Below are 22,968 nucleotides of genomic sequence, written 5' to 3' on the forward strand. Positions count from 1 at the left end.
ACACCTAGTGAATTATGTGTCCACACCCAGCGCAGGAGGCACCGCATGAAAATCGCCAGCTTCGATGTCGACGCCCAGAACGGCTTCACCGACAACGCCCCCAATGAGTTACCGGTACCCGGCGGCGCCGAGATCGCCCCGGCCCTCAACGCCATGGCCGAACGCGCCAGCCTGCGCATCGGCAGCAAGGATGCGCACACGCCAAAAGCCGCCTGGGTGGTCGGCAGCCACGCCGAGATGCTGCAGCCGCTGGGCATGGCCAACGCCGACCTGACCTGGGTCAGCCACTGCGTACCGGGCACGCCGGGCTTCGAGCTGCTGGCCGGCCTGCCCGCGCCAATCGACTACGACTTTTTCGTGTGGAAAGGCATCGAGCCCGACCTGCACCCTTACGGCGCCTGCTACCACGACCTGGCCAACCGCCGCTCCACCGGAGTCATCGAATACCTCAAGGTGCACGGCGTGCAGGCGGTGATCGTCGGCGGCCTGGCCCTGGATTTCTGCGTCAAGAACACCGCCCTGCAATTGCAGGCTGCAGGCTTGCAGGTGTTCCTCTATCAACCGGCGTGCCGGGCGATTTGTGCCCTGGGCGGCGCCGAGGCCCTGGCCGAGATGACCGGGCACGGCGTGATCGCCTGCGCCGACCTCGCCAGCCTCGACCAGCAACTGAACGCATTCAAGGGAGCATGAACATGAGCGAGAGCGTCTTCGGCCCAAGCATCATCCAGAACCTGCTGGACACCGACTTCTACAAAATCACCATGATGCAGGCGGTACTGCACAACTACCCCAACGCCGAGGTGGAATGGGAGTTCCGCTGCCGCAACAGCGAAGACCTGACCCCGTACCTGGCCGAGATCCGCTACCAGATCGAGCAACTGGCCGAGGTCTCGATCACTCAGGATCAACTGGCGTACCTGGGGCGCATCCCCTTCATCAAGCCGGACTTCATCCGCTTTCTCAGCCTGTTCCGCTTCAACCTGCGCTACGTGCACGCTGGCATCGATGACGCCGGACAACTGGCAATCCGCCTGCGCGGACCCTGGCTGCACGTGATCCTCTACGAGATCCCGTTGCTGGCAATCGTCTCGGAGGTGCGCAACCGCTACCGCTACCGCGAAGTGGTGATGGAGCAGGTCGGCGAGCGCCTGTACCAGAAACTCGACTGGCTCAAGGCCGAAGCGTCGCCTGCGGAACTGGCCGGCCTGCAACTGGCTGATTTCGGCACCCGCCGGCGCTTTTCCTACCGGGTCCAGGAGCACGTGGTACACACCCTCAAGCAGGATTTCCCGGGGCGTTTTGTCGGCACCAGCAACGTGCACCTGGCCCGCGAGCTGGACATCAAGCCGATCGGCACCATGGCCCACGAATGGTTCATGGCCCACCAGCAACTGGGCCCGCGGCTGATCGACAGCCAGGTCGCCGCGCTGGAATGCTGGGTCAAGGAATACCGCGGGTTGCTGGGCATCGCCCTGACCGATTGCATCGGCATGGACGCCTTCCTCAAGGACTGCGACCTGTACTTTGCCAAGCTGTTCGACGGCCTGCGCCACGACTCCGGCGACCCGTTGCTCTGGGCCAACAAGGCCATCGCCCACTACGAAAAACTCGGTATCGACCCCAAGAGCAAGACCCTGGTGTTTTCCGATGGCCTGAACTTCGCCAAGACCCTGCACCTGTACCGCGAGCTCAGCCCGCGGATCAACGTCAGCTTCGGCATCGGCACCAACCTGACCTGCGACATTCCAGGTGTTGAGCCGATGAACATCGTGATCAAGATGACCGCCTGCAACGGCGCGCCGGTGGCGAAGATCTCCGACAGCCCGGGCAAGACCCAATGCCGCGACGAGAACTTCGTCAGCTACCTCAAGCACGTGTTCAAGGTCGAAGGCCAGTGAAGGAGCAGCACATGAACAGTCGTCAGATCGAGATTGCCCAGGCCCTGGGCGTGGTGGCGCCCTTCGCAGACGGTGCTGCAGTGGCGAGTGAGATCCGCCAGCGCATCGACTTCATCAAGCAGACCCTGCTCGAAGCGCGCCTGAAAGTGCTGGTGCTGGGCATCAGTGGCGGCGTCGACTCGTCCACCGCCGGGCGCCTGGCGCAGTTGGCGGTCGAGCAATTGCGCAGCGAACAGGCCGACAACGGCTACCGCTTCATCGCCATGCGCCTGCCGCACAACACCCAGCATGACGAGCCCGATGCCCAGGCGGCCCTGGCCTTTGTCGGCGCCGATGAGTGCGTGACGGTGAACATTGCCGATGGCGTTCAGGGCCTGGCCGGGCAACTTCCGCAACTGGCCACACTGGCTGACAGCCAGCGGGATTTTGTCCTCGGCAACGTCAAAGCACGCCTGCGCATGCTCGCTCAGTACACCCTGGCCAATGCCCGCCATGGCCTGGTAATCGGCACCGACCATGGCGCCGAAGCGGTGATGGGGTTTTTCACCAAGTTCGGTGACGGCGCCTGCGACCTGGCGCCGCTGAGCGGGCTGGGCAAAGGCCAGGTGCGGGCCATCGCCGCCGCCCTCGGTGCGCCTGAACACCTGGTACACAAGGTGCCGACCGCCGACCTTGAAGAGCTACGCCCGGGCCTGGCCGACGAGCAGGTCTACGGCGTCAGCTACGCGCAGATCGATGCCTTTTTGCACGGCGAAGAGGTCGATAACGCCGTGGCCACAACCATCATCAGTGCCTACGACAAGACCCGGCACAAGCGCGAATTGCCCAAGGCACCCAAGACAAGTTTCGCTACAATGCCGCCACCTTGAATGGACTCACCGGAGCTTGTTGTGCAACGTCTGATCATCACCACACTGGCAGCCGCGGCCCTCACGGGCTGCGCGACGCCTTCCAAGGACAGCCTCGACCAGTACATCGGCAACATGCTCGCCCAGCCGCTGTCGGCCAACAGTTTGTATCGCGAAGGCGATGTGCTGAGTTTCCAGATCAAGGTACCGGCCAACAACGGCCTGAGTGATCGCAGTTTCCAGCTCGAAGCCTCGTGCATCGAGCCGAACGTGGCGATCATGTACCTGGACGCCGACCAGCGTGCCTACTTCAAAAGCACCAGCGGCTATGCCCCACCGCAGCCGATGCCGGCTCGCTACCATGCCACCCTGCTGAATAACCCCAGCTTCGCCCAGGCCTGCAAGGCTCAAGCAAAGCCCGACTGGCGCAAGCTTAAAGGTGAAGAGGGCGAGCCATGGGTGCTGGTCGAGCGCAACAGCATCGCCAAAATCGGCGACGAGGTCAGCCTGTGGGCCGCCTTCGACCAGCCGAGCATCCTCCTCGACCTGCCGTACAACGCCCCCTACGCGCAAAAGCGTGAGCATCACCGCTTCAACTGCAGCACCGGCACCTACACCCTGCTGGCCGGCTACGATGTCGATGCCGACAACCGGGTCACCGACGGCATGGTCCCGTCACTGCCCAAGCCCGCGCCTGTGGCTGGCAGCAACGCCGATTACCAGGCGCTGTACGATCTGGCCTGCGCAACGCCGGACAAACTCGCGCAACTGGCGCTGTTCAGCCCGCGCTTCAAGGCACCGATCGTCACCGGGGTGATGCCGCCGGTCAGCCCGTCGGTGATGGTCGCCCTCGAGCGCCTGCAACTGCCCACGCCGGTGCAGCCGCTAACCTACCTGGAAACCGTCGGCACCTCGACCATGAAAGGCAAGACGTCGCCCATGCGCGAAGAGCACTTTCTCTCCGTCGATGCCAACAGCCGCCAGCAAGTGCTGATCCTGCGTGGCAAAGGCTATGAGGCGCAAAAGGTCACCTGGCGCGGATTGATCCCGCTGGTAAGCAAAAGCGACTTTACCGGCATGAGTGAAAGCAGCGCGCTGACCAGCCTGAGCTTCAAGGGTGACTGGAAGACCATGGCGGTGGGCAGCAAACTCAGCTATTCACAGCAAGGTGTGACCAACAACAGCGTGATTGGCCAGTACGACAAGGATCTGAAGATCACCGAGTGCACCGTGCAACAGCAACTGCCGGCCAACACCCTCAACGCCAGCTTGAGTGGCAATGCCAAGGCACTCGACTGCAGCGTAAAGGGTGACGAGTACAAACGCGTGAATCACCTGTTCTACCTGGAAGACTACGGCTACTTCTTCAATGCCAGCACCGACAAGAACGCCTTTTACTACAGCGACCTGCGTCTGCAGACGGTGAAGTGAACCCCTTGGGGCCCTCTCACCTCCAAGGCACGAGTTGATCACAACCCTGGCACAATGATTTGCACCGACGGCGATCCTTGTACAGAATCGCCGCCTTTGCCTCGAAAGGATGCGTGCAATGAAGTTCGAAGGGACTTTCCAATACATGGGCCAACACGGGATCGTCTTCAACGTCTCGCAGATCACCCTCACCGACAGCGAACGCGGGCGCCTGCGTGAGCTGCATTTTGGCGAAGCGAAAAGCGCTCACTATGAAGTGAACAGCAAGGTGGTCGAGGTCTACGACAAGATGCTCGCCAAGAACCTGCCGTGCACCATGATGATCGGCATCTCCAAGCCGTTGACCCGCCAGCAGGGCGACGTGCTCAATGCCCAGCGCACCAAGGTCGCCAACCTCGCCGCCTCGGCCTTCGCCGGCGCCGCCAGTTCCGTCGCCTCGCCCTATGTCGGCGTCCCGGTGGGTGCCGGTGTGCGCATGTACGCCAACGAAATCCTGCCCACCTACCATGCCGGCGACGTGCTGGTCAGCATTGAAGCGCGGGTCAACGGCGGCATCGGCCCGCAAAGCACCATTTCGACCCTGATCATCAAGACCTGAGTGGAGCCGCACATGTCCGAGATTACCCAGCTGGTTCTGGCCCTGGTGCTGTTCTTTTTGCTTGATCGCTTTCTCAAGCCCTACCCGCTGCGCAAGTGGCTGGGCCTGGCGCTGGTGGCCGCTGGCGCGGTCGGCTGCGTAGCGGCAAGCCAGGCCCGCCTGCTGGGGGCTGACCTGGGGCTGCTGTCGATCTTCGCCGTCGCCTTGGGTGTAGGGCTGTTCCTCAAACGTCGTCGGTTTGCGCCGGTTGGCTGAGCGTTTCCTGGGGCTGATCGCTAATTTGGGATCGGTCCTACCTTGATACCGGAGTAGTACGACATACGCCCGAAATTGATTTGGGCATCTTTCCCTGCACGTCGATGAGGCGCGCCTGGCGCGTCTGTATTACACAGGGAAGGTTGTTGTGCAGATCGAAAAAACCTATGAGTACGCCGGCAACTTCGGCATCGTTTTCCACGTCTCGCAAATTGTGGTCCTGCCGGAAGATCGCGCGAGGCTGCGCGAGTTGCATATCAGCGAGGCGAAGGGGGCGCACTACCAAGTCAACACAATGCTGGTGGCGCTATACGACAGAATGCAGGCCGGTAATCGTGTTTGTGAGATGAGAGTCGCTGTTTCTCGAGCGTTGAGCCGTCAGCAGGCGGATAGATTGAACAGTCAGCGCTTTGACGTAATCGCTGTCATCGGAGGTTACTTTGGGGGCGCCGCCACTCTGCTCCTAACGCCAGTTTTCGGATCCCTCGTTGGATCCGCCGCTGCCTCCCTCACCGAACCACACCTACCGATTTATCATTCCGGCGACATAATTGTCAGCATCCAGGCATCTGTCAGTGGGGGTATCGGCCCCCAACGATCAGCGTCCTCAATGATCATCAAGAATCAAGGTTGAAGACGCCATGGCAGAATTCAGCCAGCTATTCATCGCCTTCTTCATCTTTGTTGTGGTCGAGCGCCGGCTCAAACCCAGCACACTCCGAAAATGGTTAAGCCTGACGTTATTGCTCGGCGGCCTTATCGGTAGATTCACGTTGGAAGGCAGCTACTGGCTCGACGTCGACCTGCACCTTATTGCACTTTTTGCGATTCTCGGTGGCGTGGAGTTGTTCTTCAGACGTAATCGATTCGATGAGGACGCTTGAGTGCCACTCGTGTCTGACGTTACCCAACTGTGCTACGCACTGATCCTGATTTCATTTATGGATCATTGCCTTAAACCCTATTTACTCCGCAAATGGCTGGGCCTGGCGTTGATGATAGCCGCCGTTACATTGCAGTTTGTGCCGGGCGGCCTCTATTGGCATGAGTTGAATCTGAAACTGTTCCCTTTGTTCGTACTATTCGCGGGCATGACTCTGGTCAAGGGACGTCGAAAGTTTCAACGGGGCGAATGAGAGAGCCTCTTCGACAGACCGTCATCCGCTAATTTGGGATCGGTCCTACCTTCATGCCGGAGCAATACGGCAAACGCCCGAAATTGATATGGGCATCTTTCCCTGCACGTCAATGATGAGGTGCGCCTGGCACGTCTGTATTACACAGGGAGGGTTGTTGTGCAGATAGAAAAAACCTATGAGTACGCCGGTCCTCACGGAATAGTTTTCTATGTTTCCAAGTTCGTTGTTACGGAGGGTGATCGCGGAACCTGATCATAAGCATTGAGGCTCGTGTTGACGGGGGCATCGGCCCACAATTTTCAGCTGATTCGATAATCATACCGACCGCAGGTCTGGCCCCATGAATGAGTATCTTCAGTACACAATCCTCTTGATTCTATTTTACCTGCTGTACTTCTTAGTCAAACCTTATCGCCTACGAAAGCGCTGTGGCATCGTACTGTTTTTCGGCGGCACGATTGCCAGCTACCTGCTCCCTACCCGGGCAGGTTCATTGGACATCGAATTCATCGCCATCTGCATATCTGGAGCCGGCGGTGCGCTTTTCATGACACGACGCAAGTACCTAGAGCATGGCTGAGCAGAGCACACATCATGTCTGAAGTTACCCAGCTATGTTACGCGTTGATCCTCATCGCCTTTCTGGATCACTGCCTGAAGCCCTACCTGATTCGTAAATGGCTAGGGTTGTTCCTATGGGCTGCCGGTATTACTTTACTGTTCAAACCGGGTGGTAGCTATTGGGAGGCAATGGATCTGTTCCTAGTGCCTGTGCTCGTATTCTGCGCAGGTACGACGCTGATCATCGGACGCCGCAAGTTTCAACCTGACGAATGAGTGAGTATCTTCAATACACCGACTGAATAGCTCTTTACCCGCACCGCTCTGCGCCCTAAGCTGTCCCCTCACTCATCTCCCCGAGGTATTCGTCCAATGCGCAATTAATGCCGCCGTCTTTGCGACGGCCAGTCTTCAGCCCCTTTGCGGGGACGTCGCGGGCATTTCTTGGAGTTTTGCATGACGAATACGTCGATCCTGACGCTGGACAGCGTCACCCTGGCCTTGCCGGATGGCCGGCTTTTGTTTTCCGATCTTGTCGAGACCTTCGACCAGCGCCGCACCGGCCTGGTCGGTCGCAATGGCGTGGGCAAGTCGTTGCTGGCGCAAGTTTTGGCCGGGCGCTTGCCGCCCAGCGAAGGCCGCTGCCTGCGTCGTGGCCGGGTGCACTATGTGGGTCAGCATCTGGCCGATGCCGATGCCACGGTGGCGGACCTGGCTCAGGTACGCGAGGTGATCGATGCCTTGCTGCGCATCGAGGCCGGCAGCACCCAAGACGCGGACTTCGATTGCGTCGGCGAGCGCTGGGACATTCGCGAACGCCTGCAGGCGCAGCTTGATCTGCATGGCCTGGGGCAACTGAACTGGACGCACTGTGCAGCGGCGCTGAGCGGTGGCCAGGCGATGCGCGTGGCGCTGCTCGGGGCCTTTGTCAGTGATGCCGATTACCTGATCCTCGACGAACCCAGCAACCATCTGGACGCCACCAGCCGGGAGGCGCTGATGACCCTGCTCGAGGGCTGGAACAAGGGCCTGCTGGTGATCAGTCATGACCGCGCGCTGCTTGAGCGCATGGAACGCATCGTCGAACTCTCGCCCCTGGGCCTGAGCAGCTACGGCGGCAATTACAGCGTCTACGCCCAGTGCAAAAGCGCGCAGACCGAGCAGGCCGAACGCACCCTGGAACGCCTCAAGCTCGAACGCCAGCGCCAGGCCCGCGAGCTGCAGCAACAGCGCGAGCGCCTGCAGCGCCAGCAGTCACGCGCCAGCAAGGCTGCGCGTTCGGCCAACCAGGCGAAGATCCTTCTCGACCGCCAGCAGCAACGCAGCGAAACCACTGCCGGCAAGCAGCAGCGTGATCATCAAGCGGCGCGCCAGGCGCTTAACGCACAGGTGCGCGATGCGGCGCAGCAGGTTGAATCTGCCAGCCCGATCGTGATCCATGCGCCCACGTCGCTTCAACCGAGCGGCAGTCAGGTAGTCGTACTTCAAGACCTGCAATTGCCCTTCGCCCACCAAGGCCTGGTCGATCTCAGCCTGTATAGCGGCGAACGCCTGGGCCTGGTCGGCGCCAATGGCAGCGGTAAATCCACCTTGCTCAAGGTACTGGCCGGGCAATTGGCGCCGGCCGCGGGGACGTGTGAAGTACGCAGCGAAGTCGCCTTGCTCGACCAGCACTGCAGCCTGCTGCCCGCCGGGCAATCGGTGCTCGACTACCTGCGCAGCGCCAGCGCCAACCCGGACGAGAGCCTGCTGCGTACGCGCCTGGCGCAACTGGGCCTGGGCGCCGAGCGCATCAGTTTGCCCAGCGGCGTGCTCAGCGGCGGCGAACGGCTCAAGGCAAGCCTGGCCGGGGTGCTGTACCGCGACACCCCGGTGGGCCTGCTGTTGCTTGACGAGCCGAGCAACCACCTCGACCTGCCCTCCCTCGCTGCCCTTGAAGCGATGCTGCGCCAGTATCGTGGGACCTTGCTGGTTGCGTCCCACGACCGGGTGTTCATGCAGCAACTGGCGCTGGACGGCTACCTGCAACTGGGCGAGGGCTCAGAACTGCACATCCGCGCTTGATTGCAGGCGGGCAAAGGCGCCGCCCAGGGTCAGGTTGTGGTGGGCGATGATCGCCTCGGCGGGCAAGCCTGGGGTGTCCATGCAGGTGTGGGCATCACTGACCAGTACGACGTTGAAGCCAAGCTCGCGGGCAACCCGGCAGTTGGTGTCGACGCAGTACTGGGTCTTGAGGCCGACGATGACCAGTTCATCGATAGCGGCTTCACGCAGTTGATCGGCCAGCGTGGTAGCAAAGAAGGCACTGGGCCGGGTTTTATCGAAGACCGTGTCGCGTGCGGGATCAATCGCCAGGGCCGGCAACAACTGCCACGCGGGGCTGCCGGCGGCAATCGGCGAACCTTCGGGCCCGGTGTGGCGAACCGCAAAAACCGCTGCCTGGGCGTTATGCGCAGCGCCGATCAGGCTGTTGATCCGGTTGAGCACCTGCTCACCCTGCCAGGGTTGTTCGGGGCCGTGGAACAAACCCACTTGCATATCCAGGACCAGCAGTGCGCGTTTTGCTTGCATCTTCATCTCCGTGTGATTGGCCAGCCCGGACGGAGAAAAGACAAGGCCCCGTCCATTGCTGGCGGGGCCTTGGATTACCTGCTGCCTAAGGTTATGCAGCCGTACCCGCCCCGCGTATGGCGGTGGTAGTGGTACGCGACGAGGTCAGCAGGCAAATCTTCATAGCTCGATAATGCGCCCGGGCCAGGCAGCGGTCAACGCTTGTTTTCCTCGGCCAGGCCCAGGTGATCCAGCGGCAACGGCCCGTGCGCCTTGACGGTCTGGATGGCGAAGTTGCTGCGGATATCGCTGACGCCGGGCAATTTGAGCAAGGTGTCGATGAGAAAGCGCTCGTAGCTGCGCAGGTCCGGCACCACCACTTGCAAAAGGAAGTCCGACTCGCCGGACACCAGGTGCGCGGCAATTACCTGCGGTAGCGCCAGCACCGCCTGCTGAAAGGCCTGGGCGGCTGGCTCGTGGTGGCGCTCGACCTTGACCCCGACGAACACGGTCAGGCCCAGGCCGACTTCATCGCGGTCCAGTTGCGCGGCGTAGCCCTTGATCAGCCCCGCCTCTTCCAGCAGACGCACCCGGCGCAGGCACGGCGACGGCGACAGGCCAATGGCTTCAGCCAGCTCGACATTGCTCAGGCGGGCATTGCGCTGCAAAGCTTCGAGAATCTTGCGATCAAAAGCGTCGAGGGTGAGTTTTGGCATGATCTTAATTCTGAATGGTAGATCGTGGCAGTTTATAGCAATACAGCCAGGCAAACACGCAACAATCGCAAGCACCTGCCAGGCCTTTCGCGCTTAGAATTTTCTCGTCCCGTTATTTGCGCAGGAGCCCGTCATGTCTCAATACAGCCTGTTTTGCGCCGCCTTGCTGGTGGTCTACCTGGTGCCCGGCCCGGACATGTTCCTGCTGCTTAATACCGGCGCCAGCCAGGGCAAGCGCCAGGCCCTGGTGACCGCCTTGGGCCTGGCCCTGGCCCGCGCGGCGCACGTAAGCCTGGCGGCACTGGGCCTGGCCGCCCTGCTACGCAGCCACCCCTGGGCGTTTGACCTGCTGAGCATTGCCGGCGGTATTTACCTGGCCTGGCTCGGCTGGCAATTGCTCTGCGCCCCGGTTGCGCCGCTGCCGCCGCTGCCGCCGCGTCACAGCGGGGTGCAGCAGCGCGGGCACTGGCAGGCGGCATTGCGCCAGGGCCTGTTGACCAACCTGCTCAACCCCAAGGCGCTGCTGTTCTGCTCGGTGCTGTTGCCGCAGTTCATCGACCCGCACGGCGCTGCGGTCGGCCAGCAGTTTGCCGTGCTCGGCACGGTGCTGGTGGTAGTCGGCCTGGGTTTTGACGGGCTCTATGCCCTGAGTGGCGATCGCCTGGGGCGCTGGCTGGCCGCCAGCCCCTGGAAGCAGAAACTGCAGAACCGCGTGTTCGGCACCCTGCTGATCGGCTTCGGCATGCGTCTGGCACTGCTGCGCCAGCTCGGTGGCTGAAGATTTTCACTGCGACCAAGGTCCAATCTATGACTGGGCGTTCCCGATCTGCACGGGATGTATTATCGTGGCCGAGTGCGCAATAAGAACCGCCTGCCTGAGCAGGCATCTGCAACCGAATCGAGGGTGCCATGAGTAACGAAAGCATTAACTGGGACAAGCTGGGCTTCGACTACATCAAGACCGACAAGCGCTACCTGTCCTATTTCCGTAACGGCGAGTGGGACAAGGGCACCCTGACCGAAGACAACCAGCTGCACATCAGCGAAGGCTCGACCGCGCTGCATTATGGCCAGCAATGCTTCGAGGGGATGAAGGCCTACCGCTGCAAGGACGGCTCGATCAACCTGTTCCGCCCGGACCAGAACGCCCTGCGCATGCAGCGCAGCTGCGACCGCCTGCTGATGCCGCAGGTGCCGACCGAACAGTTCATCGACGCCTGCAAGCAAGTGGTCAAGGCCAACGAGCGTTTCATTCCGCCGTATGGCAAAGGTGCGCTGTACCTGCGTCCGTTCGTCATCGGCGTGGGCGACAACATCGGCGTGCGGACCGCGCCGGAGTTCATCTTCTCGATCTTCGCCATCCCGGTCGGCTCGTACTTCAAGGGCGGCATGACCCCGCACAAGTTCCTGATTTCCGACTACGACCGCGCCGCGCCACAAGGCACCGGCGCTGCCAAGGTCGGCGGCAACTACGCGGCCAGCCTGCAACCGGGCTACAAGGCCAAGCAAGCCGGCTTTGCCGACTGCATCTACCTTGACCCGCTGACCCACACCAAGATCGAGGAAGTCGGCTCGGCCAACTTCTTCGGCATCACCGCCAACAACGAGTTCATCACGCCGAAGTCAGCCTCCGTGCTGCCGGGCATTACCCGCCTGTCGCTGATGGAACTGGCGCAATCGCGCCTGGGCCTGAAGGTCATCGAAGGCGACGTGCTGATCAACAACCTGGACCGCTTCGTCGAAGCCGGCGCTTGCGGCACCGCTGCGGTGATCACCCCGATCGGCGGCATCCAGTATGGCGACAAGCTGCACGTGTTCTACAGCGAAACCGAGGTTGGCCCGGTTACCCAGAAGCTCTACAACGAGCTGACCGGTATCCAGAGCGGCGACATCGAAGGCCCGGCGGGCTGGATCGTCAAGGTCGCCTGATGCGCTGAACCGCCATCGCGGGCCAAAGCGGATCGCGGGTCAAGCCCGCTCCCACAGGTGATCGCAAATCCTGTGGGAGCGGCGGTGCGGCGATCCGACTTGACCCGCGATGCTCTCCTCCCTAGATGAATTTTTCTTTAACCCGGGCACCGCCTATTCTTTGGCACAATCAAGTCTCTACCCGCCGCCCAGGTAAAAGCATGCCCCGCGTACTGACTATCGAAGACGACGCTGTCACCGCCCAGGAGATCGTCGCCGAACTTTCCAGCCATGGCCTGGAAGTGGATTGGGCCGACAACGGCCGTGAAGGCCTGGCCAAGGCGATTGCCGGTGGCTACGACCTGATCACCCTGGACCGGATGCTGCCGGAAGTCGACGGCCTGACCATCGTCACCACCCTGCGCACCCTGAAGATCGCCACGCCGATCCTGATGATCAGCGCCCTTTCGGATGTCGACGAACGGGTCCGTGGCCTGCGCGCCGGCGGTGATGACTACCTGACCAAGCCGTTCGCCTCCGATGAAATGGCCGCCCGCGTCGAGGTGCTGTTGCGCCGCAACAGCGTGCCGCTGGCGCAGACCCGCCTGCAGGTTGCCGACCTTGAGCTGGATTTGATCAGCCACGAGGCCAAGCGCGGCGAGCAGACCCTCAACCTGCTGCCCACCGAGTACAAGCTGCTGGAATTTCTCATGCGTCACGCTGGCCAGGTGATTACCCGGATGATGATTTTCGAGGAAGTCTGGGGCTATCACTTCGACCCGGGCACCAACCTGATCGACGTGCACATCGGACGCTTGCGCAAGAAGATCGACGCCGCCGGCCAGACGCCGCTGATTCGCACCGTGCGGGGCTCGGGCTATGCCATTGCCGAACCCGTCTAAGGGCTGGAGCTCGTCCACCAGCCGCCTGCTGGCGCTGTACAGTTTTCTGTTCGTGGCCTGGAGCAGCATCCTCATGGGGGTGCTGTACTTCGAGGTATCAGGCTACCTGAACAAGCTCACCCGCCACTCCCTGCTGCAGCGCCAGCACCTGTTCGCGCACATGAGCGGCAAGCAGCTCGATGATGCGCTGATTGCCAGCCAGGCCTTCGAAGAGCGCAGTTTTGATGCCTATGGGCTGTTCGACGCGCAGTTCAATGCGCTCGGCGGGCAGGTTCGCCAGATCCCGCCCGAGCTCGGCCTGGACGGCAAGATCCATGAACTGAGCCGCTGCCTGGACGCCGACGACCCGCACCTGCCCCGTGACAGCTGCGATGCAGTGGCGATCAAGGTCCGCGATGGCCGCTGGCTGGTGCTGGTGCGCGACAACGGCTCGCTGTTCGTGGTCACCCGGATCATCCTCCACGCCCTGCTCTGGGGCCTGTCGCTGACCATCATTCCCGGCATCGCCGGCTGGTACCTGCTGCGGCGCAGGCCGCTCAAGCGTATCCGCGCGATCCAGGCCAGCGCCGAGCAGATTGTTTCCGGCGACCTGACCCGCCGCCTGCCGTTGTCGGCGCGGCGCGACGAGCTGGACATGCTGGCGGCCATCGTCAACGCCATGCTCGACCGCATCGAGCGCCTGATGCATGAAGTCAAAGGCGTCTGTGACAACATCGCCCACGACCTGCGCACCCCGCTGACCCGCCTGCGCGCCCAGCTCTACCGCATCCGCCAGCAGGCCGGCGATGATTCGCCGCAGGCCGAAGCACTGGAACAGGCGATTGGCGAAACCGACACGCTGATGGCGCGCTTTCGCGGGTTGCTGCGCATCAGCGAGCTGGAAGACCGCCAGCGCCGCGCCGGGTTTGTCGAGCTTGACCCGCACGGGCTGCTGCAGGAGCTGCACGACTTCTACCTGCCGCTGGCCGAAGACGGCGAGATTGGACTAACGCTGGAAATGCCCGAACAATTGCCGGCGCTGCACGGTGATCGCGAGTTGCTGTTCGAGGCGCTGGCCAACCTGGTCGGCAACGCGATCAAGTTCACCCCGGCCCAGGGCCAGGTGCTGATGCGCGCGTTGAGCGATGCCAAGGGCTTGCATATCGAGGTGCACGACAGCGGCCCGGGGATTCCCGTGGACGAGCGTGGGGCGGTGTTGAAGCGCTTTTATCGCAGTGAGGAAGGCCAGCGTCACCCGGGGTTCGGGCTGGGCCTGTCGATTGTGGCGGCGATCGTTGACCTGCATGGCTTTGAACTGGAGGTCGGCGAGAGTGAGCTGGGTGGGGCGAAACTGGTGTTGCACTGCAGGACGGGTGTAGTCAGTTAGGGCCTCATCGCGGGGCAAGCCCGCTCCTACAAGGAGCGGCTTGCCCCGCGATTGCTTAGTCAGCCAGGCGCCAGGTGGTGCCGCCCTTGCCGTCTTCCAGCACCACGCCCATGGCGGTCAGCTGGTCGCGGATGCGGTCGGATTCGGCCCAGTTCTTGTCGGCACGCGCTTGCAGGCGCGCCTGGATCAAGGCTTCAACCTCGGCAGCATCGACCTTGCCTTCGGCGCCGGCACGCAGGAAGTCATCGGCGTCCAGTTGCAGCACACCGAGCAGATCACCCAGTTCGCGCAGGCGACCGGCCAGGCCGGCAGCGGCCTGTGGATCGTTCTCGCGCAGGCGGTTGATCTCGCGCACCAGGTCGAACAGCACGGCGCAGGCTTCAGGGGTGCCGAAGTCGTCGTTCATCGCCGCGGTGAAGCGCTCGACGTACTCCTCGCCACCTGCAGCCGCCACCCGTGGCAAGCCGCGCAGGGCGTGGTAGAAGCGCTCGAGGGCACCCTTGGACTCGCGCAGGCTGTCTTCGGAGTAGTTGATCGAGCTGCGGTAGTGGCTCGACACCAGCAGGTAGCGCACCACCTCCGGGTGATACTTGTCGAGCACGTCGCGAATGGTGAAGAAGTTGTTCAAGGACTTGGACATCTTCTCGCCATTGATGCGAATCATGCCGCAGTGCATCCACGAATTGGCGTATTGCTTGCCGGTGGCGGCCTCGCTCTGGGCGATTTCGTTCTCGTGGTGCGGGAACTCCAGGTCGTTGCCACCACCGTGGATGTCGAAGCTCTCGCCCAGGCAGCAGGTGGACATCACCGAGCACTCGATGTGCCAGCCCGGACGGCCCGCGCCCCAGGGCGATTCCCAGCTCGGCTCGCCGGGCTTGACGCCCTTCCAGAGGACGAAGTCGAGCGGGTCCTGCTTGGCTTCGTCGACCTCGATGCGGGCGCCGATGCGCAGGTCTTCGATCTTCTTGCGCGACAGCTTGCCGTAGCCGACGAACTTGCCGACCCGGTAGTACACGTCGCCGTTGCCCGGCGCGTAGGCATAGCCCTTGTCGATCAGGGTCTGGATCATCGCGTGCATGCCGGCGATATGGTCGGTGGCACGCGGCTCCTGGTCCGGCGGCAGGATGTTCAGGCGGCGCTCGTCTTCGTGCATCGCGTCGATCATGCGGGCGGTCAGGGCGTCGAAGCTTTCGCCGTTTTCGTTGGCCCGGTTGATGATCTTGTCATCGATGTCGGTAATGTTGCGCACATAGGTCAGGTCGTAGCCGCTGTAACGCAGCCAGCGGGTCACCAGGTCGAAGGCGACCATGCTGCGCCCGTGGCCCAGGTGGCAGAAGTCGTAGACGGTCATGCCGCAGACGTACATCCGCACCTTGTTGCCTTCAAGCGGTTTGAAGACTTCCTTGGTCTTGCTGAGCGTGTTGTAGATGGTAAGCACGAGAGTTCCTTAGCTGCCCCACGAATCGCGCAGGGTCACGGTGCGGTTGAACACCGGGCGACCCGGCTGGGAGTCTTTCAGGTCGGCGCAGAAGTAGCCTTCGCGCTCGAACTGGAAGCGGTCTTCTGGCTGGGCCTGGCCCAGGGAAGGTTCCGCACGACAACCCGTCAGCACCTGCAGCGAATCAGGATTGATGTTGTCAAGGAAGTTGCCGCCATCTTCGGTCTTCTCGGGGTTGGCCGAGCGGAACAGGCGGTCGTACAGGCGTACTTCGCATTCGACGCTGGCCGCGGCCGGCACCCAGTGGATCACGCCCTTGACCTTGCGGCCTTCAGGGTTTTTGCCCAGGGTGTCGGGGTCGTACGAGCAGCGCAGCTCGACGATGTTGCCGTCAGCGTCCTTGATCGCCTCGTCGGCGCGGATCACGTAGCTGCCGCGCAGGCGCACTTCACCGGCCGGCTCCAGGCGCTTGTAGCCCTTGGGCGGCTCTTCCATGAAGTCGTCGCGGTCGATGTAGATTTCGCGGGCGAATGGCAGTGCGCGCACGCCCATGTCTTCTTTGGGGTGGCGCGGCAGTTCGAGGTTCTCGACCTGGCCTTCCCGGTAATTGGTAATGACCACTTTCAGCGGGCGCAGCACGCACATGGCGCGTGGCGCGGTGCGGTCAAGGTCGTCACGGATGCTGAATTCGAGCATCGACATGTCGACCACGCCGTCGGAGCGGTTGGTACCGACCATTTCGCAGAAGTTGCGGATCGACGCCGGGGTGTAGCCGCGACGGCGGAAACCCGACAGGGTCGACATGCGCGGGTCGTCCCAGCCGTTGACGTGCTGCTCATCGACCAGTTGCTTGAGCTTGCGCTTGCTGGTGATGGTGTAGTTCAGGTTCAGGCGGCTGAACTCGTACTGGCGCGGCTTGGCCGGCACCGGCAGGTTGTCGAGGAACCACTCGTAGAGCGGGCGATGGCCTTCGAACTCGAGGGTGCAGATCGAGTGGGTGATGCCTTCGATGGCATCCGACTGACCGTGGGTGAAGTCGTAGTTGGGGTAGATGCACCAGGCATCACCGGTCTGGTGGTGATGGGCATGACGAATGCGGTAGAGGATCGGGTCGCGCAGGTTCATGTTCGGCGAGGCCATGTCGATCTTGGCCCGCAGCACGCGCTCGCCATCCTTGAACTCACCGGCTTTCATGCGCGCGAACAGGTCGAGGTTGTCTGCAACCGAGCGCTCGCGGAACGGGCTGTTCTGGCCAGGGGTGGTCAGGTTGCCACGGTATTCCTTGGCCTGCTCCGGGGTCAGGTCGCAGACGTAGGCCTTGCCGGCCTTGATCAGCTCGACCGCCCAGTCGTGCAACTGGTCGAAATATTGCGAAGCGTAGCGCACCGGGCCGGTCCACTCGAAGCCCAGCCACTTGATGTCGCTCTGGATCGCGTCGATGTACTCCTGGTCCTCTTTGGCCGGGTTGGTGTCATCGAAACGCAGGTGACAGGCCCCACCGAATTCCTGGGCCAGGCCGAAGTTCACGCAGATCGACTTGGCATGGCCGATGTGCAGGTAACCGTTGGGCTCTGGCGGGAAACGGGTGACGATGCTGCTGTGCTTGCCCGAGTCCAGGTCTGCCTGCACGATCGGACGCAGGAAGTTCGCAGGGATGGCGGGAGCGCCTTTGGCAGCGGCGTTGGGAGCGGTGTCGGCAGTGGGCTTGCTCATAGGATCCTTGAATACGGGGTGCACGGCCTGGGTAGGCCGACTGAATCAAAGCGCTTATCATAGCCGAAGCGGTCGAGCTGCCGACAGGTCAAATAGCAGCTTCAAGCTACAAGCAACACGTTCCAAGACGAACGCAGTGCGCTTTTTCTTGCAGCTTGCCACTTGAAGCTTGAAGCTACACCACCGCAAAACCCCCGAACAGAGCGAGTTTCAAGCATGTCCAAAGTCAAACTGACTACCAACCACGGTGACATCGTCATCGAGCTGAACGCCGAGAAAGCCCCGATCACCGTGGCCAACTTCATCGAATACGTTAACGCTGGCCACTACAGCAACACCGTATTCCACCGTGTGATCAAGGGTTTCATGATCCAGGGCGGCGGTTTTGAGCCAGGCATGAACGAGAAGCGTGACAAGCGTGCCAGCATCCAGAACGAAGCTGACAACGGCCTGAAGAACGACAAGTACACCATCGCCATGGCTCGCACCATGGAGCCGCATTCGGCCTCGGCGCAGTTCTTCATCAACGCCTCGAACAACGACTTCCTCAACCACAGCGGCAAGAACGTGCAGGGCTGGGGTTACGCGGTATTCGGCAAAGTGACCGAAGGTACCGAGGTTGTCGACGCCATCGAGAAAGTCGCCACCGGTTCCAAGTCCGGTCACCAGGACGTGCCGAAGGACGACGTGATCATCGAGAAAGCCGAGATCATTGAGTGATACTGCTGATCTCTGATCTGCACCTGCAAGAAGAACGCCCGGACATTACCCGGGCGTTTGTTGATCTGCTCGACGGTCGTGCGCGGCACGCCGAGGCGCTGTACATCCTTGGCGATTTTTTCGAGGCATGGATCGGCGACGACGCCATGACGCCCTTCCAGACCTCGATCTGCCAGGCCCTGCGCGCCTTGAGCGACAGCGGCACGCAGGTCTTTGTGATGCACGGCAACCGCGACTTCCTGCTCGGCCAGGCCTTTTGCAAGGCCGCTGGCTGCACCCTGCTGGCCGACCCGAGCGTGGTCGAGATGGGCGGCGAGCCGGTGTTGCTGATGCACGGCGACAGCCTGTGCACCCGCGACCTGGCCTACATGAAGATGCGCCGTTACCTGCGCAACCCGTTGAGCCTGTGGATTCTTCGGCATCTGCCGCTGAGCACCCGGCAGAAGCTTGCACGCAAGCTGCGTAGCGAAAGCCGGGCACAGACGCGGATGAAGGCCAACGACATTGTCGACGTGACCGCCGAGGAAGTGCCGCGGATCATGCAGCAATACGGTGTGCGCACCCTGGTGCATGGCCACACCCATCGGCCGGCGATTCACAAGCTGGTGGTCGGCGATCAACCGGCGCGGCGTATCGTGCTGGGCGATTGGGACCGCCAAGGCTGGGCGCTGGAGGTGGACGAGCAAGGGTTTCAACTGCAGCCTTTTGCTTTTCCCTGAAGACTGATTGCGGGGCAAGCCCGCTCCTACATTCCTGGTAGGAGCGGGCTTGCCCCGCGATTATCAGTGCCCCGCCGACGCCGGCCCGGCCTTGGCCGCAAACGGCGGCTTGGCCAGCCACACCAGTAATATCAAGCCTGCGAAAATCCAGCCCATCAGGGTGAAGTAATCCACCGTCGACATCATGTACGCCTGACTGCTGAGCATCCGCTCCAGCTGCGCATACGACTGCCCGCTCGCCCCGCCCAGCTGGTTCAACGCCTCGCGGGTCGCAGGCTCGTAGTTGCTGATGCTCTCGCTCAGGTAGGCATGGTGCTGGTCTGCCCGGCGAATCCAGATCCAGGTGGTCAGCGACGCGGCAAAACTGCCGCCCAGGGTCCGCAGGAAGGTCGCCAGCCCCGAGCCGTCGGCGATCTGGTGCGGCGGCAGGTCGGAGAGCAGGATGCTCAAGGTCGGCATGAAGAACAGCGCCACGCCGATCCCCATGAACAATTGCACCAGGGCGATGTGCTGGAAGTCGACTTCGTTGGTAAAGCCGGCACGCATGAAGCAACTGGCGCCAATCGCCAGGAACGCCAGCCCCGCCAGCACCCGCAGGTCAAACTTGTGCGCGTACTTGCCGACAAACGGCGACATCAGCACCGGCAACAGGCCGATCGGCGCCACCGCCAGGCCTGCCCAGGTGGCGGTGTAGCCCATCTGCGTCTGCAGCCACTGCGGTAGGATCAGGTTGATGCCGAAGAAGCCGGCATAGCCGCCGACCAGCACGATGGTGCCGATGCGAAAGTTGCGGTGCACGAACAGCCGCAGGTTGACCACCGGGTGCTTGTCGGTCAGCTCCCAGATGATGAACACCGCCAGGAACACCACCGAGATCAGGCTGCCGATGACGATGAAATTCGACTCGAACCAATCCAGGTCATTGCCCTTGTCGAGCACGATCTGCAAGGCGCCGACGCCGATGATCAGGCTCAGCAGGCCAATGTAGTCCATCGGCTGGCGGCTGGTGCTGACCGGGCGCGTGCGCATCTGCTGGCGCACCACGGCGGCGGCGAACAGGCCGATCGGCACGTTGATGAAGAAGATCCACGGCCAGCTGTAGCTGTCGGTGATCCAGCCGCCGAGAATCGGCCCGGCAATCGGCGCCACCACCGTGACCATGGCCAATAACGCCAGGGCCATGCCGCGCTTGGCCGGCGGATAGACTGCGATCAGCAGGGTCTGGGTCATCGGATACAGCGGCCCGGCAACGATGCCCTGGAGCACGCGAAAGCCGACCAGCTCGGGCATCGACTGGGCAATGCCGCAAAGGAACGAAGCCAGCACGAACAGCAGCGTGGCCCAGATGAACAGCTTGACCTCACCGAAGCGCCGGCTCAGCCAGCCGGTCAGCGGCAAGGCAATGGCGTTGCTCACCGCAAACGAGGTAATGACCCAGGTGCCCTGCTCCGAACTGACGCCGAGGTTGCCGGAAATAGTCGGCAATGCCACGTTGGCGATGGTGGTGTCGAGCACCTGCATGAAGGTCGCCAGTGACAGGCCGATGGTGGTCAGCAACAGGCTTGGCGGGGTAAAGGAAGCCTGATTGGCGCTCATCGCTGCGCCGTCTTGCTGGAACCGGCACTGTTGTCATGGATCAGCCTGGTGATCAGGCGATCAGCCTCGACCAGTTGACGGTCGTACACCTGGGTGGCGAACGAGGCCTTCTGCGGCGGCTGCTGGGCCAGCACCGGGCCGCTCTGGTCATGCAGATCGACCTCGACCTGGGTCGACAGGCCGATCCGCAGCGGATGCTTGGCCAGTTGCTCGGCATTGATATGAATACGCACCGGCACCCGCTGGACGATCTTGATCCAGTTGCCGGTGGCGTTCTGCGCCGGCAACAGGGCAAAGGCGCTGCCAGTGCCGGCGCCGAGGCTGTCGATGGTGCCGCTGTACTTGACGTCGCTGCCGTACAGGTCGGCAACGATGTCGACCGGCTGGCCGATGCGCATGTTGCGCAGTTGGGTTTCCTTGAAGTTGGCGTCGATCCACAGCTGGTCGAGGGGGATCACCGCCATGGTCGCAGTGCCCGGTTGCAGGCGCTGGCCAAGCTGCACGGTGCGCTTGGCAACGTAGCCGGTGACCGGCGCCACCAGGGTGGTGCGGGCGTTGTTGAGGTAGGCCTGGCGCAGCTCGGCGGCCGCGGCCATCACCTCGGGGTGCGACGACACTACGGTGTCATCGACCAGCGCCGCTGTGGTGTTGAGCTGCTGTTTTGCATCATTCAAGGCGCTTTGCGCCGAAGACAGGTCGTCGCGGGCATGGGACAGCTCTTCTTTGGAGATCGCCCCACCGGCGGCCAGGGTTTGTCGCCGGTTGAAGTTCTCCTGCGCTTTTTTCAGCTCGGCCTGGCGCGAAGCCACCTGGGCCTTCTTGCCATCGACGTTGCTGTACAGGCCACGCACCTGGCGCACCGCACGCGCCAGATTGGCCTCGGCAGCCTGCAGGCCGACCTCGGCGTCGCTGGGGTCGAATTCGAGCAGCATCTGGCCTTCGTGGACCAGGTCGCCATCGTCCGCGCCGATGCTGACCACAGTGCCGGTGACCAGCGGGGTGATCTCCACTACGTTGCCGTTGACATAGGCATCGTCGGTCTCTTCGCTCCAGCGCCCGTAAAGCTCGTGCCAGGCCCAGACGCCAGCGCCGGCGACGACGATCAGCAACGCCAGGGCCAACAGCCAGGTCTTGCGCTTGCGCTGGTTGTTGAGGTCCTGCGTGGTGTCGTGCGCAGAAGAAGTAGTGGCCATTGCTAATACCTTGGCTGAGTGAATGGGTGAAATGGGCGCTTACTTGGCGCCCAGGCGCATGGCCGTCAGGGTGTCGCCGGCGGCCAGCAGCACCTTGCTCAGGATCGCTTCGAGGGTGGCCAGCTCACTGGGCTCGAGCACACCGACCAGCTCGTTCATCGCCGCAGCGCCGATCTGTGGCAGCAGGTCGGCGAGCTTCTGGCCTTCTTCGCTCAGACCCAGGCGAATCTGCCGACGGTCGTCCGGGCAACGGCGGCGGATGATCAGGTCTTTCTGTTCGAGGCGGTCGAGCATGCGCGTCATCGAACCGCTGTCAACCGACAGGTAGCGGCACAGCTCGGCCGGGGTGTCGACGCCGTATTGGGCGACGATGATCAGCACCTTGAACTGCGCGGCAGTCACGCCGTAAGGCTGCATGTGGCTGTCGATGATGCGGTCCTTGACCAGCGCGGTGCGGCCCAGAAGCATGCCGAGGGTGCAGTTCTGGAAGTTTTCCGGGGTGTAGTGCTGCATGGACACAGATACCTGCTTAGGCAGTAAGTTACATAATGTTACTGCTTAGGCAGCTAACGTCAAGGCATTAATTAGCTAGCTTATTATTTTGTCGATAGAAGGCAATCGCGGGGCAAGTCGGGTCGCCGCACCGCGATCAGGCATTCAAAAGAAGTGATTAATCAGACCGGCACGCCGCTATGAAAACGGAACTCTTCATCCGGGCTGCTGATCAGGTCGGCCTCGACCGCCCTGACCTTCTCCACCACCCGCTCGATATCTGCGCCATCGCCGTACTGATGGGCAAGCTTGAGGTAACCCTGATAATGCCGCGCTTCGCTGTTGAGCAGGCCGTGATAGAACTTGCCCAGCTCTTCATCCAGGTGCGGCACCAGGGCGGCAAAGCGCTCGCAACTGCGCGCCTCGATAAAGGCGCCGACCACCAGGGTGTCGACCAGCTTCACCGGCTCGTGGGTGCGCACCACCCGGCGCAGGCCCGAGGCATAGCGCCCGGCCGACAACGGCCGCAGGGCGATCTTGCGCCGCTTCATCAGGCGCAGTACCTGCTCATGGTGCACCAGCTCTTCGCGGGCCAGGCGCGACATCATGTTGATCAGGTCCAGGTGCGTGTTGTACTTGGCCATCAGGCTCAGGGCGGTGCTGGCGGCCTTGAACTCGCAGTTCTTGTGATCGATCAGCAGGGTTTCCTGGTCGGCGAGCGCCGCCTGGACCCAGGCATCAGGGGTACGGCAACCAAGGAAGGCTTCGATTTCAGGGATAAGGGACATAGGCTCACAAACAGGCAGGGCAAACGGCAAGACCGGCGATTATACCGGCAGCAGCGCCGATCACCAGTGAACTATGCTTGATACATATCAACGCCCGGTGCAGTTGGCGCCGACTATAGTCAGGCATTGGCCGCCAT

26 protein-coding genes are annotated in these 22,968 nt (G+C 62.2%); 18 read left to right on the forward strand and 8 right to left on the reverse strand.

The genetic code is table 11. From position 1 onward, the window contains the following. Positions 1–45: 45 nt before the first annotated feature. The 12 genes from LOY22_RS17285 (at position 46) to LOY22_RS17340 (ending at position 8,794) form a co-directional block, all read left to right on the forward strand. A complete protein-coding gene (locus tag LOY22_RS17285; RefSeq protein WP_258594176.1) occupies positions 46–690 on the forward strand; it encodes an isochorismatase family protein in 645 nt (214 codons plus the stop codon). Positions 691–692: 2 nt separating this feature from the next. Beyond that, complete coding sequence (gene pncB / locus LOY22_RS17290) at positions 693–1,898, forward strand: nicotinate phosphoribosyltransferase (RefSeq protein WP_258594178.1); 1,206 nt, start codon at positions 693–695, stop codon at positions 1,896–1,898. Positions 1,899–1,909: 11 nt separating this feature from the next. After that, complete coding sequence (gene nadE, locus LOY22_RS17295; protein ID WP_258594180.1) at positions 1,910–2,767, forward strand: ammonia-dependent NAD(+) synthetase; 858 nt, start codon at positions 1,910–1,912, stop codon at positions 2,765–2,767. Between the two features lie 21 nt (positions 2,768–2,788). Continuing rightward, the gene (locus LOY22_RS17300; protein WP_258594182.1) at positions 2,789–4,177 is read left to right on the forward strand and encodes a hypothetical protein; all 1,389 of its coding nucleotides are present in this window, start codon (positions 2,789–2,791) and stop codon (positions 4,175–4,177) included. 118 nt (positions 4,178–4,295) lie between these two features. Beyond that, positions 4,296–4,775 carry a hypothetical protein gene (locus LOY22_RS17305; protein WP_045194668.1) on the forward strand — a complete coding sequence of 160 codons (480 nt, stop codon included), beginning with the start codon at positions 4,296–4,298 and terminating at the stop codon, positions 4,773–4,775. Between the two features lie 12 nt (positions 4,776–4,787). Next, the gene (locus tag LOY22_RS17310; RefSeq protein WP_093381029.1) at positions 4,788–5,030 is read left to right on the forward strand and encodes a hypothetical protein; all 243 of its coding nucleotides are present in this window, start codon (positions 4,788–4,790) and stop codon (positions 5,028–5,030) included. Positions 5,031–5,178: 148 nt separating this feature from the next. Then, positions 5,179–5,664: a hypothetical protein gene (locus tag LOY22_RS17315; protein ID WP_045194671.1), complete on the forward strand. Its 486-nt coding sequence runs from the start codon at positions 5,179–5,181 to the stop codon at positions 5,662–5,664. 7 nt (positions 5,665–5,671) lie between these two features. Continuing rightward, complete coding sequence (locus tag LOY22_RS17320) at positions 5,672–5,914, forward strand: hypothetical protein (protein WP_213603793.1); 243 nt, start codon at positions 5,672–5,674, stop codon at positions 5,912–5,914. 9 nt (positions 5,915–5,923) lie between these two features. Next, positions 5,924–6,166, forward strand: coding sequence for a hypothetical protein (locus LOY22_RS17325; protein WP_213603791.1), 243 nt, complete (start codon positions 5,924–5,926; stop codon positions 6,164–6,166). A gap of 343 nt (positions 6,167–6,509) precedes the next feature. Then, entirely contained in the window at positions 6,510–6,749 is a 240-nt protein-coding gene (locus LOY22_RS17330; RefSeq protein ID WP_045194676.1) for a hypothetical protein, read from the forward strand. 14 nt (positions 6,750–6,763) lie between these two features. Beyond that, complete coding sequence (locus LOY22_RS17335; protein ID WP_045194678.1) at positions 6,764–7,006, forward strand: hypothetical protein; 243 nt, start codon at positions 6,764–6,766, stop codon at positions 7,004–7,006. 180 nt (positions 7,007–7,186) lie between these two features. Further along, complete coding sequence (locus tag LOY22_RS17340; protein ID WP_258594186.1) at positions 7,187–8,794, forward strand: ABC-F family ATP-binding cassette domain-containing protein; 1,608 nt, start codon at positions 7,187–7,189, stop codon at positions 8,792–8,794. On the opposite strand, the gene LOY22_RS17345 is transcribed toward LOY22_RS17340, so the two are convergent. Beyond that, a complete protein-coding gene (locus LOY22_RS17345; RefSeq protein ID WP_093387444.1) occupies positions 8,771–9,301 on the reverse strand; it encodes a cysteine hydrolase family protein in 531 nt (176 codons plus the stop codon). The genes LOY22_RS17340 and LOY22_RS17345 overlap by 24 nt on opposite strands. 194 nt (positions 9,302–9,495) lie before the next feature. Further along, on the reverse strand, positions 9,496–9,996 hold the full coding sequence (locus LOY22_RS17350) for an Lrp/AsnC family transcriptional regulator (protein WP_045194685.1): 501 nt from the start codon (positions 9,994–9,996) through the stop codon (positions 9,496–9,498). Between the two features lie 133 nt (positions 9,997–10,129). Here LOY22_RS17350 and LOY22_RS17355 point away from each other — a divergent pair, with 133 nt between their 5' ends. The 4 genes from LOY22_RS17355 (at position 10,130) to LOY22_RS17370 (ending at position 14,172) form a co-directional block, all read left to right on the forward strand. Further along, entirely contained in the window at positions 10,130–10,774 is a 645-nt protein-coding gene (locus LOY22_RS17355; protein ID WP_258594189.1) for a LysE family translocator, read from the forward strand. Between the two features lie 131 nt (positions 10,775–10,905). Beyond that, positions 10,906–11,925 (forward strand): branched-chain amino acid aminotransferase, encoded by a 1,020-nt coding sequence (locus LOY22_RS17360; protein WP_093381010.1) that lies wholly within the window; start codon positions 10,906–10,908, stop codon positions 11,923–11,925. Positions 11,926–12,125: 200 nt separating this feature from the next. Further along, positions 12,126–12,806, forward strand: a complete 681-nt coding sequence (locus LOY22_RS17365) for a response regulator transcription factor (protein ID WP_045194691.1) — start codon at positions 12,126–12,128, stop codon at positions 12,804–12,806. Then, on the forward strand, positions 12,784–14,172 hold the full coding sequence (locus LOY22_RS17370; protein ID WP_045194693.1) for a HAMP domain-containing sensor histidine kinase: 1,389 nt from the start codon (positions 12,784–12,786) through the stop codon (positions 14,170–14,172). Before LOY22_RS17365 ends, LOY22_RS17370 begins: the two co-directional genes overlap by 23 nt. Before the next feature lie 55 nt (positions 14,173–14,227). On the opposite strand, the gene cysS is transcribed toward LOY22_RS17370, so the two are convergent. Together cysS and LOY22_RS17380 are read right to left on the reverse strand one after the other, a co-directional pair. Continuing rightward, positions 14,228–15,610 carry a cysteine--tRNA ligase gene (gene cysS / locus LOY22_RS17375; protein WP_045194695.1) on the reverse strand — a complete coding sequence of 461 codons (1,383 nt, stop codon included), beginning with the start codon at positions 15,608–15,610 and terminating at the stop codon, positions 14,228–14,230. 9 nt (positions 15,611–15,619) lie between these two features. Beyond that, positions 15,620–17,323 carry a glutamine--tRNA ligase/YqeY domain fusion protein gene (locus LOY22_RS17380; protein WP_258594192.1) on the reverse strand — a complete coding sequence of 568 codons (1,704 nt, stop codon included), beginning with the start codon at positions 17,321–17,323 and terminating at the stop codon, positions 15,620–15,622. 216 nt (positions 17,324–17,539) lie between these two features. On the opposite strand from LOY22_RS17380, the gene LOY22_RS17385 reads away from it, so the two are divergent. Both LOY22_RS17385 and lpxH read left to right on the forward strand, forming a co-directional pair. Continuing rightward, positions 17,540–18,043 carry a peptidylprolyl isomerase gene (locus LOY22_RS17385; RefSeq protein ID WP_045194699.1) on the forward strand — a complete coding sequence of 168 codons (504 nt, stop codon included), beginning with the start codon at positions 17,540–17,542 and terminating at the stop codon, positions 18,041–18,043. Further along, positions 18,040–18,762 (forward strand): UDP-2,3-diacylglucosamine diphosphatase, encoded by a 723-nt coding sequence (gene lpxH / locus LOY22_RS17390; RefSeq protein ID WP_045194702.1) that lies wholly within the window; start codon positions 18,040–18,042, stop codon positions 18,760–18,762. Before LOY22_RS17385 ends, lpxH begins: the two co-directional genes overlap by 4 nt. Positions 18,763–18,825: 63 nt before the next feature. Here lpxH and LOY22_RS17395 read toward each other — a convergent pair whose 3' ends face one another. The 4 genes from LOY22_RS17395 to LOY22_RS17410 form a co-directional block, all read right to left on the reverse strand. Then, on the reverse strand, positions 18,826–20,358 hold the full coding sequence (locus LOY22_RS17395; RefSeq protein ID WP_045194704.1) for a DHA2 family efflux MFS transporter permease subunit: 1,533 nt from the start codon (positions 20,356–20,358) through the stop codon (positions 18,826–18,828). After that, entirely contained in the window at positions 20,355–21,551 is a 1,197-nt protein-coding gene (locus LOY22_RS17400; RefSeq protein ID WP_258594194.1) for an HlyD family efflux transporter periplasmic adaptor subunit, read from the reverse strand. Before LOY22_RS17400 ends, LOY22_RS17395 begins: the two co-directional genes overlap by 4 nt. A 39-nt stretch (positions 21,552–21,590) precedes the next feature. Next, positions 21,591–22,064, reverse strand: coding sequence for a MarR family winged helix-turn-helix transcriptional regulator (locus LOY22_RS17405; protein ID WP_093381004.1), 474 nt, complete (start codon positions 22,062–22,064; stop codon positions 21,591–21,593). Positions 22,065–22,225: 161 nt separating this feature from the next. Next, a complete protein-coding gene (locus tag LOY22_RS17410; RefSeq protein WP_213603782.1) occupies positions 22,226–22,831 on the reverse strand; it encodes a tRNA-(ms[2]io[6]A)-hydroxylase in 606 nt (201 codons plus the stop codon). Between the last annotated feature and the right edge of the window lie 137 nt (positions 22,832–22,968).

It is taken from the genome of Pseudomonas sp. B21-035 (assembly GCF_024748945.1).
In the GTDB taxonomy this organism is placed as follows: domain Bacteria; phylum Pseudomonadota; class Gammaproteobacteria; order Pseudomonadales; family Pseudomonadaceae; genus Aquipseudomonas.